General features: G+C 71.1%; 11 protein-coding genes. 4 read left to right on the plus strand and 7 right to left on the minus strand.

What is annotated here, in order from left to right:
* Positions 1-43 precede the first annotated feature (43 nt).
* Positions 44-1237 carry a N(5)-(carboxyethyl)ornithine synthase gene (locus tag ACZ5VQ_RS09165; protein WP_469104337.1) on the plus strand — a complete coding sequence of 398 codons (1194 nt, stop codon included), beginning with the start codon at positions 44-46 and terminating at the stop codon, positions 1235-1237.
* A 71-nt stretch (positions 1238-1308) separates the two neighbouring features.
* Here the strand turns inward: ACZ5VQ_RS09165 and ACZ5VQ_RS09170 are convergent, their stop codons facing one another.
* Together ACZ5VQ_RS09170 and ACZ5VQ_RS09175 are read right to left on the minus strand one after the other, a co-directional pair.
* Positions 1309-2520 (minus strand): LCP family protein, encoded by a 1212-nt coding sequence (locus ACZ5VQ_RS09170; protein WP_469104338.1) that lies wholly within the window; start codon positions 2518-2520, stop codon positions 1309-1311.
* A 29-nt stretch (positions 2521-2549) separates the two neighbouring features.
* Complete coding sequence (locus ACZ5VQ_RS09175; RefSeq protein WP_469104339.1) at positions 2550-4628, minus strand: glycosyltransferase; 2079 nt, start codon at positions 4626-4628, stop codon at positions 2550-2552.
* Between the two features lie 436 nt (positions 4629-5064).
* Between ACZ5VQ_RS09175 and ACZ5VQ_RS09180 the strand changes: the two genes are divergently transcribed.
* Positions 5065-5943 (plus strand): hypothetical protein, encoded by an 879-nt coding sequence (locus ACZ5VQ_RS09180; RefSeq protein WP_469104340.1) that lies wholly within the window; start codon positions 5065-5067, stop codon positions 5941-5943.
* Positions 5944-5948: 5 nt separating this feature from the next.
* Positions 5949-8633: a DUF7824 domain-containing protein gene (locus ACZ5VQ_RS09185; RefSeq protein ID WP_469104341.1), complete on the plus strand. Its 2685-nt coding sequence runs from the start codon at positions 5949-5951 to the stop codon at positions 8631-8633.
* 116 nt (positions 8634-8749) lie between these two features.
* Here ACZ5VQ_RS09185 and fusA read toward each other — a convergent pair whose 3' ends face one another.
* The 3 genes from fusA to ACZ5VQ_RS09200 all read right to left on the minus strand — a co-directional run bounded on the left by fusA (position 8750) and on the right by ACZ5VQ_RS09200 (position 12627).
* The gene (gene fusA / locus ACZ5VQ_RS09190; protein ID WP_469104342.1) at positions 8750-10921 is read right to left on the minus strand and encodes an elongation factor G; all 2172 of its coding nucleotides are present in this window, start codon (positions 10919-10921) and stop codon (positions 8750-8752) included.
* 397 nt (positions 10922-11318) lie between these two features.
* The gene (locus ACZ5VQ_RS09195) at positions 11319-12152 is read right to left on the minus strand and encodes a DUF429 domain-containing protein (RefSeq protein WP_469104343.1); all 834 of its coding nucleotides are present in this window, start codon (positions 12150-12152) and stop codon (positions 11319-11321) included.
* 52 nt (positions 12153-12204) lie between these two features.
* The gene (locus ACZ5VQ_RS09200) at positions 12205-12627 is read right to left on the minus strand and encodes a PPOX class F420-dependent oxidoreductase (protein ID WP_469104344.1); all 423 of its coding nucleotides are present in this window, start codon (positions 12625-12627) and stop codon (positions 12205-12207) included.
* 233 nt (positions 12628-12860) lie between these two features.
* Here ACZ5VQ_RS09200 and ACZ5VQ_RS09205 point away from each other — a divergent pair, with 233 nt between their 5' ends.
* On the plus strand, positions 12861-13223 hold the full coding sequence (locus ACZ5VQ_RS09205; RefSeq protein ID WP_469104345.1) for a DUF952 domain-containing protein: 363 nt from the start codon (positions 12861-12863) through the stop codon (positions 13221-13223).
* A 75-nt stretch (positions 13224-13298) separates the two neighbouring features.
* Here ACZ5VQ_RS09205 and ACZ5VQ_RS09210 read toward each other — a convergent pair whose 3' ends face one another.
* Both ACZ5VQ_RS09210 and ACZ5VQ_RS09215 read right to left on the minus strand, forming a co-directional pair.
* Positions 13299-14336, minus strand: a complete 1038-nt coding sequence (locus tag ACZ5VQ_RS09210) for a Gfo/Idh/MocA family oxidoreductase (protein WP_469104346.1) — start codon at positions 14334-14336, stop codon at positions 13299-13301.
* A gap of 117 nt (positions 14337-14453) precedes the next feature.
* On the minus strand, positions 14454-15236 hold the full coding sequence (locus tag ACZ5VQ_RS09215; protein ID WP_469104347.1) for a TIM barrel protein: 783 nt from the start codon (positions 15234-15236) through the stop codon (positions 14454-14456).
* Between the last annotated feature and the right edge of the window lie 51 nt (positions 15237-15287).

Below are 15287 nucleotides of genomic sequence, written 5' to 3' on the forward strand. Positions count from 1 at the left end.
GCGTGAACGCCATGACACGAACGAAATGATGATGAGGAAGCGCATGAGCCTGCTGAGTCTCGGAGTACTCGCCTCCTCCCACAAGGAAAACGAGTTCCGCCTTCCGTTGCACCCGGCCCACCTCGGCCGGATCGCATCCGACGTACGCGAGAAGATCTTCCTGGAACAGGGCTACGGCGAACGGTTCGGCGTCGCGGACGATGTGCTGCGGCCGCAGGTGGCGGGCCTGCGCTCCCGCGAGCAACTCCTCGACGAGTGCGACGTGCTGCTGCTGCCCAAGCCGATGCACGAGGACGTCGCCGCGCTGCGCCAGGGCCAGGTGCTGTGGGGATGGCCGCACTGCGTACAGGACGAGACGATGACCCAGCTCGGCATCGACCGCCAGCTGACTCTCATCGCCTGGGAGGCCATGAACCACTGGACGTCCACGGGCGCCTTCAGTGTCCATGTCTTCCACAAGAACAACGAGCTCGCGGGCTACTGCTCGGTGCTGCACGCCCTGCAGCTCGGCGGGCTGACCGGCAGCTACGGGCGTCGGATGCGCGCGGTGGTCATCAGCTTCGGCGCCACGGCACGCGGAGCGGTCACGGGTCTGGGCGCCATGGGGGTCTCCGACGTCACGGTGCTCACCCAGCGTGCCGCGGCGGCGGTGGCCTCGCCGATGCCGTCCGTCGTGATGGGCCACTTCGAGGAGCGGGCGGACGATCCCTCGCGTCTGCAGGCACTCACCGGGCTCGGTCCAGTGCCGCTCGCGGAGTACCTGTCGGGCTTCGACATCATCGTCAACTGCATCCGGCAGGACACCGACGCACCGCTGACGTTCGTCACCGACGAGGAGCTCGCCCTGTTCAATCCGGGGACCTTCTTCGTCGACGTCGCCTGCGATGACGGCATGGGCTTCACCTGGGCCCGCCCGACCACCTTCGGCGATCCGATGCCCACGGTCGGTCCCGGCTGCCACTACTACGGGGTGGACCACAGCCCGTCCCATCTGTGGAACTCGGCCACGTGGGAGATCAGTGAGGCGCTCCTCCCCTATCTGCGCAAGGTGATGAGCGGTCCCACGGCATGGGACGCCGACGCCACGATCAGCAAGGCCATCGAGATCCGCGACGGCGTCGTCATGAACCCGAAGATCCTCTCGTTCCAGCACCGGGCGGCCAACTTCCCGCACACCCGCGAGATGCGGGACCCGGTCCTCGCCCCGGAGCTGCACTCCTCCGCACAGCCGGTCTGACGCACCTCCGGCCATCCGCCCCGACACACACCTGCGGTCGGCCGGTCCGCCGCGTCCCGGACCGGGCGGGGTCACTTCCCGGGCGGGAGCGTCACCGGCCGGTCGTCCCGCAGTTCCGCGAAGAGCTGCCGTGCCCGGCGGTCGTCCCACTTCACGGCGCTGCCCTTGGAGGTGGCGAAGCCGGGGTCGGAGACGGGCACGTTGATCTGCCTGCCGTTGCCCGCCGAGACGCTCTGCATCGCCTGGAACAGCGACATGAGGTCCCGCAGGCCCGTGTCCTTGTCGACCACGAGCGTGTCGAGGCCCGCCCCGAGTGTCGGGAAGGACCTGGCCGGGTTGAGGAGCGTGCCCGGGGTGACCGCCTTCTTGGCGAGCGCGGTCAGGAACTTCTGCTGGTTGCGGGTGCGGCCCAGGTCGCCCTCGGCCTCCTGCTTGCGCTGCCGGACGAACGCCAGCGCCTCGGCGCCGTCGAGGGTCTGGCAGCCCTGACGCAGGTCGGCGCCGGACTTCTCGTCCTTGACGGCACGGTCAAGGCACATGTCCACGCCGCCGACCGCGTCCACCACCCCGACGAAGCCCGCGAAGCCGATCTCCGCGTAGTGGTCGATGTGCAGCCCGGTGTTGCGTTCCACGGCCCGCACGAGCAGGTCGGGACCGCCCAGCGAGAACGCGGCGTTCAGCTTGTTCGGCTCGGCGCGGTAGCTCCTGCCGGTCTCGGGGCGGACGTACGGCGGAACCGTCACCCACGAGTCGCGCGGCAGGCTCATCATCGTGGTGCCGTTCGCGCCGGTGTGCAGCAGGATCATCGAGTCGGTGCGGCGGCCCTCGGCCGAGCCGGTGCGCAGACTCTTCCTGGCCTGTTCGGACAGACCGGCACGGCTGTCGGAGCCCACGATCAGGTAGTTGGTGCCCTTTCCCTCCTGCGGGCGGTCCGGCAGCGCACCGAGGTCGACCTCCTGGTCGAGCTTGGTGTCGGCCCACACGTACGTCCCGGCGGCGGAGGCCACCAGCGCGACGACCAGGAGGATCGCGAGCCGCGTGACCTTGCGGCGCCGGGTGGGGGGCGGTTTGGGGGACCTGCCGCCGCCCTCGTCCCCCGGTGGCCGGCGTCCGTGCCCGGTGCGGCCCGGGGTGGCGGGCGAGGGCATGCCCGGCAGTGGTGCCGTACGTGTCGAGGGCGGGGACGCGTTCCCGCGTGCCACCCGGCCCGTGACGCCACTCGGTGGTTGAGTCGCACCACCGCTCCGGTCGTAGCCCACCGGCAGGTCGGTCCCTTCACTCATCGGCCTGTCCAGTCCCTCACCACACGGGGTCATCTCATCGGCACGCTCTTATACGGCGTCGGACCCTCGATCTGTTCAGCGGCCGTGCCCGAACGCTTCATGCGCTGCCACTTCAGCCGGCTGCCGAGGAGCACGGCGACCACGGACTGGATGACGACCAGGTACATCAGCTGCCGGTAGACGACGAGTTGGAACGGCATCCACCACAGGGTCCGTACGCGTTCCCCGTCGAGCTTCAACGCGTAACCGGCGCAGACCAGTTGGACGCCCATGAAGCCGAACCACACCCCGGCCGACGTGAGCGGATCGAGGAACAGCACGCCGTACAGGGCGAATACGTCGATGACCGGCGCGAGCAGCGGCAGGGCGACCTGGAAGAGCGCGAGGTAGGTGAGTCCGCGCCGTCCGAAGCGCCCCGCGACGCCCATCTCCAGGACGGCACCGCGGTGCTTCCACATCGACTGGATCGTGCCGAAGCACCAGCGGTAGCGCTGACGCCACAACTGCCGCAGCGAGGTGGGTACTTCGGTCCAGGCGACGGCGGACTCCTCGTAGAGCACCCGCCAGCCCGCCCGCCACAGGGCCATCGTGAGGTCGGTGTCCTCGGCGAGGGTGTCGTCGCTCACCCCGCCGACGCCGATGACCGCGTCCCGGCGGAACGCCCCGATGGCGCCGGGGACCGTGGTCATGCACTCCAGCACCTCGAACATCCGGCGGTCGAGGTTGAAGCCGAAGCAGTACTCCAGGTGCTGCCACTTGGCGAGCAGACCCCGCCGGTTGCCGACCTTGGTGTTGCCGCTGACCGCGCCCACGGCGGGGTGCGCGAGCGGCTGGACCAGGTGGTGGATGGCGTCCGGTTCGAAGACGGTGTCGGCGTCGACCATGACCAGGATGTCGTGACTCGCGTGTCCCAGACCGGTGTTGAGTGCCTCGGCCTTGCCTCCGTTGGGCTTGCGGACCACCAGTACGCGTGGATCGTCGATGCCTTCGGCGAGTTCGGCCGTACGGTCCGTCGAGCCGTCGTCGATGACGACGATCTGCAGCTGGGGATAGTCGGAGGCGAGCAGGGAACGGACCGTGGACTCGATCCCGGCCTCTTCGTTGTAGGCGGGCACGAGCACCGTCACCGGTTCGGTGACCTCCCTCAGCCAGGGCGCGCCGGGCCGGGAGCGTTCCAGTCGGCGGACGTGCGCCCGGGCGAAGAAGACGAGCAGCACCAGTCGCAGCACCCCGAGAGCCCCCGCGATGCCGAGCGTCCAGGTCATCGCGTTCGAGAACGCGCGCCCGAGGGTGGTGGCCCAGACGAGGGCGGTGCCGCGCCACCGTTCGACGACCGAGACCGGCTCGTACGGGGACAGCCGGAGGCCGACCGAGACGGTGGTGAAGCGGTCGACGCCCGGGTTCTTGAGCAGCTTCTCCGTCTCCCGGTACGCGGTCGCCGTCTGACTGAGCTGACGGACCAGGCCCTGAGCCGGTTTCCGGGACCCCTTGTCGGCGGCGACGAGGACGTATCCCTGGGCGGCGGCGCGCCGTGCGGCGGTCCACTCGCGGCCGCAGAGGGTGTCCGGCGAGGTGGTCTTCGGCATCCGCAACAGATTGGTACGGATGCCGGTGGTGCCCGCCAACGCGGCCTGGGTCAGGTCCAGTTCGGCGGAGAAGCGGACGGACGACGCCTCGCCGAGGGCGCCCCCGGTGTAGGTGTTCGAGCCGATCTCGTGCCCCTCGGCGCGGATACGCCGCACCAGGTCAGGATGGCGGGCCGCCTGGGAGCCGAAGAGGAAGAACGTGGCCCGCGCCCGGTGCTGTCGCAGCAGGTCGAGCAGGCGCGGGGTCCATACGGGGTCGGGGCCGCCGTCGAAGGTGAGCGCGACGGTGCGGGCGGGCATCGAGGCGGTCTGAATCCCGTTGCCGTTGATCCCCACCACGGGACCGCCGCCGGCCACGGCATCGGGCGCGGGTGAGGTGCACGCGGACCGCGTCGTCGCGGCGTCCACCTCGTGGTTGGTCCAGCCCTCGAAGAGCAGGGCCGCGAACATGGCGGGCAGGACGAGGATCAGTAACAGCCAGTGTGCGCGCGGGTCGCGGGACTGCTTGTGCCGAGCCTTCACGGGCCGTCGTCCCCCCTCTCGGCGGCTATGAAGTACGGCTCGCGCGTGGCGTGTTCGGCGGGTTCCCCAGGGAGGTCGATACGCGTCCGGCCGCCTCGGGGGTCCGTGTACCGGGTCGTTCTTCTCCAGCCGTGAACGTCGGCGCGCGATGCGCGAGGGGATGTCGTCTTCCACTGCCGGATGGGGCTGGCGCTACGCATGGGGCGCGAGTCTAGTCACAGCTTTGCGACTGCACGGCCGCAACAGCGAGCCTCACAGAAACGCGGCGAATCCTGTCACGACCGTGAGCGCACGGTACCCGGCCCTCGTCAAGGGACAAGCGGGGCAAGCGTTTTCGGGAGGCGGCAGTGCGAGGACCGCTCTTGTCAGTACCCGGCCTTAGCGTGGCCGCGTGACATCACTCATACATTCGTACACCTACTTACGACCCTCGGCCGTGAGCAAGTCCACGGCGGGACGCACCCTCGCGCTGGAGACCTCGGGAGGCGCGACCCCGGCCGGCGAGGTCGCCAACCCGCGGTTCTTCCACGGGTTCCTGACCGCGCCGGTCGCCGCCGCGGCGGCGTTGCTGACGGTCGCCGACGTGGCGGCCACCCGCTACTACCAGCCGGCGGCGCCGGCCTCGCTGGACCCGGTGGTGACGGCCGACAGAGACCGCCCGCGGGTGGAGTCCTTCTCCGGCTGCTGCGGGGTGTACGCGCGCCTCGACGTCCTCGCTCCCGGTCTCGACGGTGACGACGTCGGCCACGGGGCCACCAACGTCGACATCAACTCCCCGCTCCGCAGGGCCCTCGCCAGGATCGGCGGACTCGGCCCCCTGCAACTGACCGTCGGACCTGGCGAGTTGGAGGTCCCGACGCTCGACGGACGGTTCGTGGAGAAGCAGGTCCCGTTGCCCGAACGCTGGTTGCGAGGCTTCGCCGATTGCTGCGACACGCGACGACCGTGCGGGTGTACGCCCCGGTCCGCACGGAGTCCGACGCGGCCGCCGTCGTCCGGGAGGTCCAACTCCTACGACCTCGCGGAGGAGGCCCACTTCCACCGGCAGCTGCCGTTCTCGGCGGGCGGCGCGGAGGCACGCAATCCCCGGCTGCGCGGTGCGCGGGCGCTGGTCGCGGAGGGGGCCGTACGGCTGGACGGCGCACTCGCGTCGGTCGGCAAGGGCGGCCACACCCATGTTGTGCGCGCCGACGACACGGGACGACTGAGCTGCGCCTGCCTGTGGTGGGCGAAGTACCGGGGAGGACGCGGCCCGTGCAGGCACACGCTCGCCGTCAGCATGGTCAGGGACACGACGACGAAGGCGGCACGATGAAGCTGATGGAGCTCGTGGAAGCCGGCGACGTCGCCGGAGTGGTCCGGGAACTGGGTGCACTGACGCCCGATCAACGAGGGGCGTGCGCCGCCGAGTTGACAGCCTTCTTCGAGGTCATCGCCCGGCGTGAAAGCACGGAGGCGGAGAGGGTCGCCATGTTCGCCGCCCGACTGGGGTGTCAGGTCACCCCCGAGGCCACGGCGGCCTGGATCCGGTCGTACCCGTACTTCACGATGGACGCCTGGACGGTGGACCTCCTGGACCTGTACCCCGTCGCATGGCGGACCGAGTTGGTCGCGCAGCTCGGCGAACGGGCGACGACCGCCGGCGCGGTGTTCGCGGTCACCGAGCACCTCGTCCGCGACACCGGCTGTCCGCTGCCGGCCTCGCACGAGTTCGTCCTGGCGTGGCTGTACGACCGCGCCGACAGCCCGGAGCGGCAGCCGCGGGTGCTGGGCGGAGCACCGGGTGCCGACTTCCTGGAGCGGTTGCGCGCGGACGACTTCACCCCGAAGCTCCTGCCACTGGCCGTGGCCCGACCGGGGCGCCTCGTCTTCAGCTGGCACACGTCGGAACGGCCGCTGGAAGCGCTCGTCGGCCTCGCTGCCGAAGGCGTCGTGGACCGTGGCGAGCTGATCCGCAACCTCTTCGCGGACATGGTCGGCGATCCGCCGCACGGGGCGCAGGCGCTGGTCACGCTGGAGGCACTCGCGCTCACCCCTGCCGAACACGCCGGGGTGACCCGCGAACGCGCCGCGCTGGTCGACCATCTCCTCGGGCGTCTCCTCGAGGACGGTACGCGCATGGAGATCGCGCCCTTCATGGTGTTCCTGCGGGCCCTGGCCCCCACACCGGCCGAGGAGGCGCTGGTGGTGCGGGACTACTTGGCGCTGCTCGACCGGTCGTTGCCGGTGGCCACCTACGCCCAGGAGGTCCTGACCGGCCTGGACGAGGCGGGGTTGCTGGAGCCCGAGTTGCTCACCGAGGCATGTGAACGGGTCCTGCTCCGCCCGGAGAAGAAACTGGTGCGCGCCCAACTCGCCTGGCTCGGCCGGGTGGCGCGGCGGGATCCGGCGCGGGCGGGCCGGGCCCTGGTCGACGCGGCGACGACGTTCGGCCACCGGGAGATGACGCTGCAGGAGCAGGCGCTCAAGCTGGTCGCAAAGCATCTCAAGGCCGCCGACGACTCGGTACTGCGGGAGCTGCGGACGGCCGCCGAACAGCTCAGCCCGGGGCTGTCGGCGCGAGCCGCCGAACTGCTCGGCACGGCCGAACCGCTCGGCCCGTCCCAGGACTTCGTCACCGGGCAGCCGTACGCCGACGTACTGCCCGCCGTGCCCGAGCCCCGCCCGGTGCCGGGCCCCATCGCGACGGCCGCCGAGGTGGCGCAGGAGGTCGCGGCGGTCGTCGCGAACGACAGGGACGTGGTGGCGTTCGAGCGCGCCCTGGACGGACTGGTCCGGCACGCCCACCTCGACCGGACCGCACTGGCCGAGGCGCTGAAGCCGGTCATGCGCAGGGAACCGAAGAGCAATGTCGACTGGGTGCAGTCCGACCTCTACGACGTGGCGCGCGCGGTACGCGGCGACGAGCCGAGAAGCCGGGCCGCCCTGATGCACCGGGCCGTCCACATCAACCGGACCGCCCCGAGCCGCAGCCACTCGCTGGCCGGCTCGATGCTCGCGGCACGCCTGGCCGAGGCGATGGACGTCATCGAGTCCGGCACCCAGCCGTTCCTGCTGGCCGTGCCGACCCTCGCCACCGGCGCGCTGGACGCCGCCGTACTGGTGGAGCGGATCTCGGCGCTCGACGAACTCGGTGTCACCCCCGCGCCCGTCGACCTAGCACAGGCTCTGCTGCGGGTCACTCCGACGTCGGACCAACAGGTGCTCCGCGCGGCCGAGTCACTCGCCTCCGACGCCGGACGGCGGCTGGCGCGCTGGCTGCGCGAGGGCGGCCCGGCGCACCAGGACTCGGAGCCGAAGGGCTGGCCCCACTGCAAGCCGCCGAAGCCCGCGTCGCAGGGGTGGTGGACCCCCGCACGCCCCGGAGCCGTCATCGATCCCCCGCTCCCGCAGGTCGCCGCAGCCCTGATCGGGCCGTATGTCGGCAACCAGGGCCTGGCCGACCCGATGGCACCCTTCTGGGTGGCCCAACTGCCGTATCACCGCGACGAGTTGATGGCACGCGACTACTTCGAGCCGCGCATGTCCCAGCGTGGGTGGCCCCGCAACCTGCCGTACGTCGCGGAGTCCGGCGGGCCTGCGGGTTACTCGGTGCACCTCGCGCTCGCGCTCGGACTGATCTGGCAGACGGACGGCGACGCGGTGGTGGACGCCGTGCTGGTACTCGCCGCGCGGAAGCAGCTGGACACAGACCTGCTCGGACGGCAGTTGGAGGCCCTGCTGAACCACGGGTGGGCCTTCGCGGAGAAGGCGAGCGGCTCGCTGCGGGCCGCCGCCGAGACAGGTGCGTACGCCACCGTGTGGTCCGTACTCGAAGCCGCTCTGCCCGGTCTGCTGGGCGACAGCCCGGTCCGGGGCGCGGCAGCGATGCTCGCACTCGCCGTCGAGTGCGCTTCGCGGTGTGGTGCCAAGGGAGAGATCGCCGAGGTCACGGCACTGGCCGACCGCAAGGGATCGAGCCAGGCGGTGAAGAACGCGAGGTTGCTGCGCGACGCGTTGCGCTGAGGGGGACGCCGGTACGCCCGCCGGGTCCGGTGGGTCCGGTGGGTCCGCCGGAGTGACGGTCCCGCCCGCGTACGGGCAGGACCGTCGTTGCGGGCGGGACCGGACCGCGGCTCCGGCTACCGGCGAGGTGTCCCGTCGGCAGCCGAACTCAGTGCCGAAGCCTCCGCCGAAGCCGACACCGATGCCGGAGCCGGTGCGTAGCCGGTGGGCCGGGTGGTGAAGACTCCGCGGCCCTGCGTCCGGCTGCGCAGCCGGGTCGCGTAACCGAACAGCTCGGCCAGGGGCACGGTGGCGGTGAGCACCGCCGTGCCCGCGCCCGTTCCCGCTCCCCCGCGCGTGGTCGAGTCGGTGACCCGTCCGCGCCGCGCGGCCAGGTCGCCGAGCACCCCGCCGAGGAAGTCCTCGGGCACGGTGACCGTGACCTCGACCACCGGTTCCAGGAGGACCATCGCGCAGGCGCGCAGTGCCTCCCGGAGCGCCTGCCGTCCGGCCGTCCGGAACGCCATCTCCGAAGAGTCCTTCGAATGGGTCGCGCCGTCGGTCAGGACCACACGCAGCCCCGTCACCGGATGACCGCCGAGCGGCCCTTCGCCCAGCGCGTCCCGGCAGCCGGCCTCCACCGCCCGCACGTACTCCTGCGGTACGCGTCCGCCGACGACGACCGACCGGAACTCGAAGCCCGTCGCACTGTCACCAGTCGCGTCCGAGGAGTCCGGCAGGGGTTCCACGTCGAGGACGACATGCGCGAACTGCCCCGCGCCACCGTCCTGTTTGACATGCCGGTGGACATGTCCCGTGACCCCGCGTACGACCGTCTCCCGGTACGCCACCTTCGGCCGGCCGACCCGGACGTCCAGCCCGTGGGCGCGCCGGATCTTCTCCACCGCCACCTCCAGATGCAGTTCGCCCATGCCGGACAGCAGTGTCTGTCCGGTTTCGGGGTCGGTCCGGACGACCAGCGAGGGGTCCTCCTCGACCAGCCGCGCCAACGCCGACACCAGGCGGTCCGTGTCCGTACGGGCCCGGGCCTCGACCGCCACGGAGACGACCGGTTCGGCGGTGGCCGGCGGTTCGAGGAGCAGCGGAGCCCCGGGCGCGCACACGGTCGCACCGGCACGGGCGGTCTTCAGCCCGACCACCGCGACGATGTCCCCGGCCACCGCCCGGTCCAACTGGGCGTGCCGGTCGGCCTGGACGCGCAGGATCCGCCCGATCCGCTCGGTACGCGGCGCACCGGCGTCCCACACGGTCACAGCCTCTCCCTTCCGGATCGTTCCCGAGTACACCCGCAGACAGGTCAGTCGCCCGGTGGGGGTGGAGTTCACCTTGAACGCCAGCGCCGCGAACGGCGCCGCGGGGTCGGCGGCCCGCTCCTCCTCTCCTCCGTCTCCATCCCCGTCCCGGACCCCGCGCACGGCGGCTACGTCCAGCGGCGAGGGCAGGTAGGCCACCACGGCGTCCAGCAGCGGTTCGATCCCCCGGTTGCGGTAGGCCGAGCCGCACAGCACGACCACACCGTCACCGGTACGGGTCAGGTCGCGCAGCGCGCCTTCGAGGGTCCGAGCGGAGACGACCGACTCCGCGCAGAACTCCTCCAGCGCGCCGGGATGGAGTTCGGCAACCGCCTCTTCCAGCACCCGACGCCGCCGACGGGCCTCGTCCACCAGCGCATCGGGTACGGGCCTCTCCTCGACCGAGTCACGGCCGTCCACCCAGACCAACGCCCGCATGCGCAGCAGATCGACGACCCCGCCGAACCCGTCCTCGGCGCCGATGGGCAACTGCACGACCAGCGGGGCAGGGTGCAGCCGCTGCCGGATCGACTCGACCGCCGCGTCGAGGTCGGCACCGGCCCGGTCCAGCTTGTTGACGAAGGCGATACGCGGAACCCCGTACCGGTCGGCCTGCCGCCACACGGACTCGCTCTGCGGCTCGACCCCCGCCACGGCGTCGAACACCGCGATCGCCCCGTCGAGCACCCGCAGCGAACGCGCGACCTCGTCGGAGAAGTCGACGTGTCCCGGGGTGTCGATGAGGTTGATCCGATGCCCGTCCCAGCCACAACTCACGGCCGCGGCAAAGATGGTGATTCCTCGGTCCCTCTCCTGCGAGTCGAAGTCGGTGACGGTCGTTCCGTCATGGACCTCTCCCCGCTTGTGCGTGGTCCCGGTGACATACAGGATCCGCTCGGTGACGGTGGTCTTCCCGGCGTCCACGTGGGCGAGGATGCCCAGATTGCGGACGGCGGTCAGCGGGTTGACGAGGTTTTGGTGAGGTTCGGTACGCACGGCCCATGGCCTTTCAGGATGTTCCGGAAGGGGTCGGCGCAATTCCCTGACGAACGGGCCATGACGTACGGCCCACGTCCTAGGGGCACCCCCGAACCCGCGCAACCGCAACCGCAACCGCGAACCGCAGGGGGATGCGCATGCGGGGCAGGGGGCAGAGCGTGCGGGGATCAGACGTTCGTCAGGGCCATCCGGGGCCGGCCGCGCAGCCGACACCGGACACCCGAAGACACGAGGATCACCTCGTACCGCGACGAGGGAACAACAACAGCCGTGCGATAGCGCATGGCTGGGCTCCCCTCAATTGGTCACGGGGCGCGCCGCAGTGGTGTGCGGCGCGCGTTGTGGGGCGAGTCTAGGGAACGGGGCGGAGGCGGGGCACCGGGTTTTTCGGGGTTCAGTTCGTCGCGTCGACCCGCCGCTGTTCCGGGCGGGCGGGCGCGATGATGGTGGGGGCGTGGCCGGGCGGTGCGAGGCTGTCCATGCCGAGTACCTGGCAGCGTGTCAGGCCGTGCCGGGACCACAGTGCGGCCGTCCACGCGCAGAGCAGTGCGTCGATGAGGTCTTCGCGGTGCTTGTAGGAGGCGTCCCTCTCCGGTGAGGGCTCGGTCGTGAGTCGGCGGGAGACCGGGTGGGAAGCCAGGAGCAACGGCGGATCGGCCTCGGCCAGGCCCGAGAGGCGCACGATCAGTTCGTCGCACGTGTCCGCCCGCGTCACCCGCCACCCCTGCGGCGGCCTCAGTCCCGGCCGCTTGTACCTGGGGCGCTCCTGGTCGTAGCCCAACTCCGCGGCGCCGACCAGGGTCGTGTACGGATAGCACTCGGACATGACCAGCCCGTCGGTCGGCGGCCCGCCCCTGCCGTCGTCGTAGACCCAGCCGGACTCCTGCAGCTGTGTCCGCAGCAGGACGCCGGCCTGACGGGGAGAGCCCTGGTTGGTGCTGTTCGCGCTCACCTTCCAACGCCCGTACCGTCGGCCGACGTCACGCTCGCACGGCCGCTGGCCGGCCGGATTGTCGACGACCAGCGGCGCGTCGACGAAGACCAGGGTCGATCCGTCGACGGCCGTCCTGGCAAGCCACTCCATCGTCCCCGCGACCCCACGCGTCCAGCCGCAGTCGATCACCACGCCGCGACCGTCGATGGCGGCCACGCCGGTCTCGTTGAGCTTGACGCGCGCCCCGCCGTGCGACCAGGCGAGGTCGATGCCGATGAACCGCTCCATCCCCATGCGTCGGTGGTACCAGACATCGGACTCCGTCGTGTGGGGCGGCGGCCCCTGGCTAGCCCATCGCCTGGTTGCTGTCCCGGTGGCTGCCCCAGCCGTGCCAGCGGTCGATCTCGATCCACGCGCTGATCCGGCGGCGTTTCCGGCTCGTGTACGCGTGGCCCAGGTATTGCGTGGACAGCCGGTCGATGTCGGCCAGGCCCTCGTCGTCACGCAGTTCGGCGACACGGCCGATGAGGGTCACATGGGTGTACCAGCCGGACTCGTCCAGCACCGTCAGGGTGACCCGCGGGTCGTTGCGGATGTGGTCGAGCCTCTTGCGGCCCTCGTCCATGTTGACCAGCACGCGCCCGTCGTCCCAGAGGTACCAGGTGGCCGCGGACACCGGTTGCCCGTCGGACCGAAGGGTGGCGATGACGGCTGGATTCGGCTTCCTCAGCATGGCGACCACGGCCTCGGGAAGCGGCGGCTTCGACACGAACTCTCCTCTGCTTCATGGATTCACGTTCCGCACGGCCCCGCCCCGTGCGACTGGCGACTGGCGACTGGCGACTGGCGACTGGCGATCGTCAACTGATCCACGGGGGTACACACCCACGCTGCCACATCCCGGAGCCGAACCCGCGACGCCTCCCGGGGCCCATGTGGCGGAACCGGCTCGGGGGGCCTCCGACATGCCCGTATGCCCGCCCGCCGTTGTATAACCAGCCCATGATCTACCACGCTGTGACGCTCGGTGACTGGACCGCCCGTCCCGACCGGCCGTACGCCCCCGCCTCCCTCGCGGAGGAAGGTTTCGTCCACTGCTCCCCCGACGAGACGACCACGCTGGCCGTCGTCAACGCCTTCTACCGGGACGCGCCGAGGCCCCTGGTGGCGCTGCTCCTCGACGAGAGCCGGCTCGCCGCGAGGTGCGTATGGGAGGCGGCGGATCCCACCCCGCCGCCAGGGGTCGACGAAGGTGTCCTGTTCCCCCACGTCTTCGGCCCCCTCAACCGCGACGCCGTGGAACGCGTCCTGGAGATCCAGTGGGACGAGGAAGGCCGGGCGACGGGTCTGAAGGACCTGAACTGACGGCCCACCGAGTCCTCACGAGCCCCAACACGGCTTTTCCCGCCCCGACTTGGCTTCCCTCGCCCTCACTCGGCCCTACTCAGCCTTGAGTTCCGCGATGCCGACAGGGACGCCGGTGGTGACCGACCGGACGGCCGCGAGCGCGATGGACAGTGCGGCCCGGGCGTCCTCGCCGGTGGCGAAGGGGGTGCGCCCGGTACGGACGCTGTCGGCGAAGTCGGCGAGTTCGGCCACGTACGCGTCGTGGAACAGGTCCTGGTCGTAGGTGACGCAGTCGGCGGCGACGCCGTCCGGGCCGTACGAGGTGAGATGGGTACGGCGGATGTCGCCCATGGTGAGCATTCCGGCGGAGCCGAAGACCTCACCGCGCACGTCATAGCCGTACACGGCCTGGAAGTTGGCCTCGGCGGTGGCGAGGGCGCCGTTGTCGAAGCGGATCGTGACCACGGCGGTGTCGAGGAGGCCGCGGTCCTTGAGGTCGGGGCGGACCAGGGCGTCGGCCCAGGCGAAGATCTCGACCGGTTCGGCGCCGGGGTTGAGGAAGCGCAGGGTGTCGAAGTCGTGGATCAGGGTTTCGAGGAAGATCGTCCAGGGCGGGATGCGAGCCGGGTCGTTGAGCCTGGGGTCCCGGGTGAGTGAGCGCAGCAGTTGGGGTGTGCCGATGTCACCGGCGCCGATCCTGTCGTGGGCGGCGCGGAAGCCGGTGTCGTAGCGGCGGTTGAAGCCCACCTGGAGCGGCACGCCCGCGTCGCGAGCCGCGGCGATGGCCCGGTCGGCGTCCGCGAGGGTGACGGCCATGGGCTTCTCGCAGTAGACCGCCTTCCCCGCCCGGGCCGCCGCCACGACCAGGTCGGCGTGGGTGCGGGCCGGGGTGGAGATCACCACCGCCTCGATCCGCGGGTCGGCGAGCAGTTCGCCGATCTCGGTGTACGCCGCGGGACGGCCGAGGTGGTCCGCAAGCCGGTCCGCAAGCTGGATCGCGGCGCCCGGCGCCGGGTCGGCGACCGCGGCGAGGCGGACACCGGGGAGGCGGCGGGCGAGCGTCTCGGCGTGGAAGGAGCCCATCCGTCCGGCACCGATGAGGCCGACGGCGAGAGGCTGGTGTGTGGTCATCCGGTTCTCCGTACGTCTGCGGGCGGGCGTTGGCGGGAAGGGGCGCGTGCGGAATGCGGTGCAATGTGGAACGCGGCGCCGTCTGGGATCGCAGCGTCGTGTGGAATTGCAGCGCCGTCAGGGTGTGAAGGCCGAGCGGAACCTCTCCAGAGCGAGGTCGCTGTCGGTGGAGGCCCATGCCTCCATGGCGACGGTGCCCTCATAGCCGAGGTCCACGAGGGCGCTCGCGACGGCCGGGTAGTTGATCTCGCCCGTCCCGGGTTCGCAGCGGCCCGGTACGTCGGCGACCTGGATCTCGCCGATCAGGCCCAGGCCGTGGGCCCGGCGGACCAAGTCGACGAGGTTCCCCTCGCCGATCTGCGCGTGGTAGAGGTCGAGGTTCATCCGCAGCCCGGGGCGGTCCACGGCGGCGACCAGGGCCAGGGTGTCGGCGGCCCTGGCGAACGGCACCCCTGGGTGGTCCACGGCGGTGTTGAGGTTCTCCAGGGTGAAGGTGACCCCGGCGCTCTCGCCCAGCTCGGCGAGGCGGGTGAGCGTGCGGTGGGCGGCGATCCACATCTCCCCGGTGGGCTCGCCGGTCACCGGCACCACGGGCAGGCCCTCGCCGTCCAGGCCGGTGCCGTGGAGGTTCAGCCGGGGGCAGACCAGCCGCTCGGCGGCCCGGACCGACTCCTCGGCGGTACGCAGGAGTTCGGCGGCCCCGTCCTCGTCGGTGAGGCTGCCGCGGATGTAGCCGGTCATCGAGGAGAACTCGGCCGGGGTCCGGGCCAGGGCGTCCAGGTCGTGCCGGGTCCAGTCCCAGATCTCGACCTGGAATCCGGCGTCGTGAATGCGCACTGCCCGCTCGGGTATCGACAGGTCCCGGAAGACCATCTCGGCACAGACCGCCAACGTGAACATCGCTGCTCGCCCTCTCTCGGTTCGCCACGGCACCTCCGACTAGAACGTTCT

Source organism: Streptomyces sp. NPDC033178, from assembly GCF_055577685.1.

Bases quoted from the DNA above. Each gene is read 5' to 3' on its own strand.
- ACZ5VQ_RS09195 (WP_469104343.1), bottom strand. From the start codon at position 12,152: ATGGGGATGGAGCGGTTCATCGGCATCGACCTCGCCTGGTCGCACGGC.
- ACZ5VQ_RS09170 (WP_469104338.1), bottom strand. From the start codon at position 2,520: ATGAGTGAAGGGACCGACCTGCCGGTGGGCTACGACCGGAGCGGTGGT.
- ACZ5VQ_RS09215 (WP_469104347.1), bottom strand. From the start codon at position 15,236: ATGTTCACGTTGGCGGTCTGTGCCGAGATGGTCTTCCGGGACCTGTCG.
- ACZ5VQ_RS09185 (WP_469104341.1), top strand. From the start codon at position 5,949: ATGGAGCTCGTGGAAGCCGGCGACGTCGCCGGAGTGGTCCGGGAACTG.
- ACZ5VQ_RS09205 (WP_469104345.1), top strand. From the start codon at position 12,861: ATGATCTACCACGCTGTGACGCTCGGTGACTGGACCGCCCGTCCCGAC.
- ACZ5VQ_RS09210 (WP_469104346.1), bottom strand. From the start codon at position 14,336: ATGACCACACACCAGCCTCTCGCCGTCGGCCTCATCGGTGCCGGACGG.
- ACZ5VQ_RS09165 (WP_469104337.1), top strand. From the start codon at position 44: ATGAGCCTGCTGAGTCTCGGAGTACTCGCCTCCTCCCACAAGGAAAAC.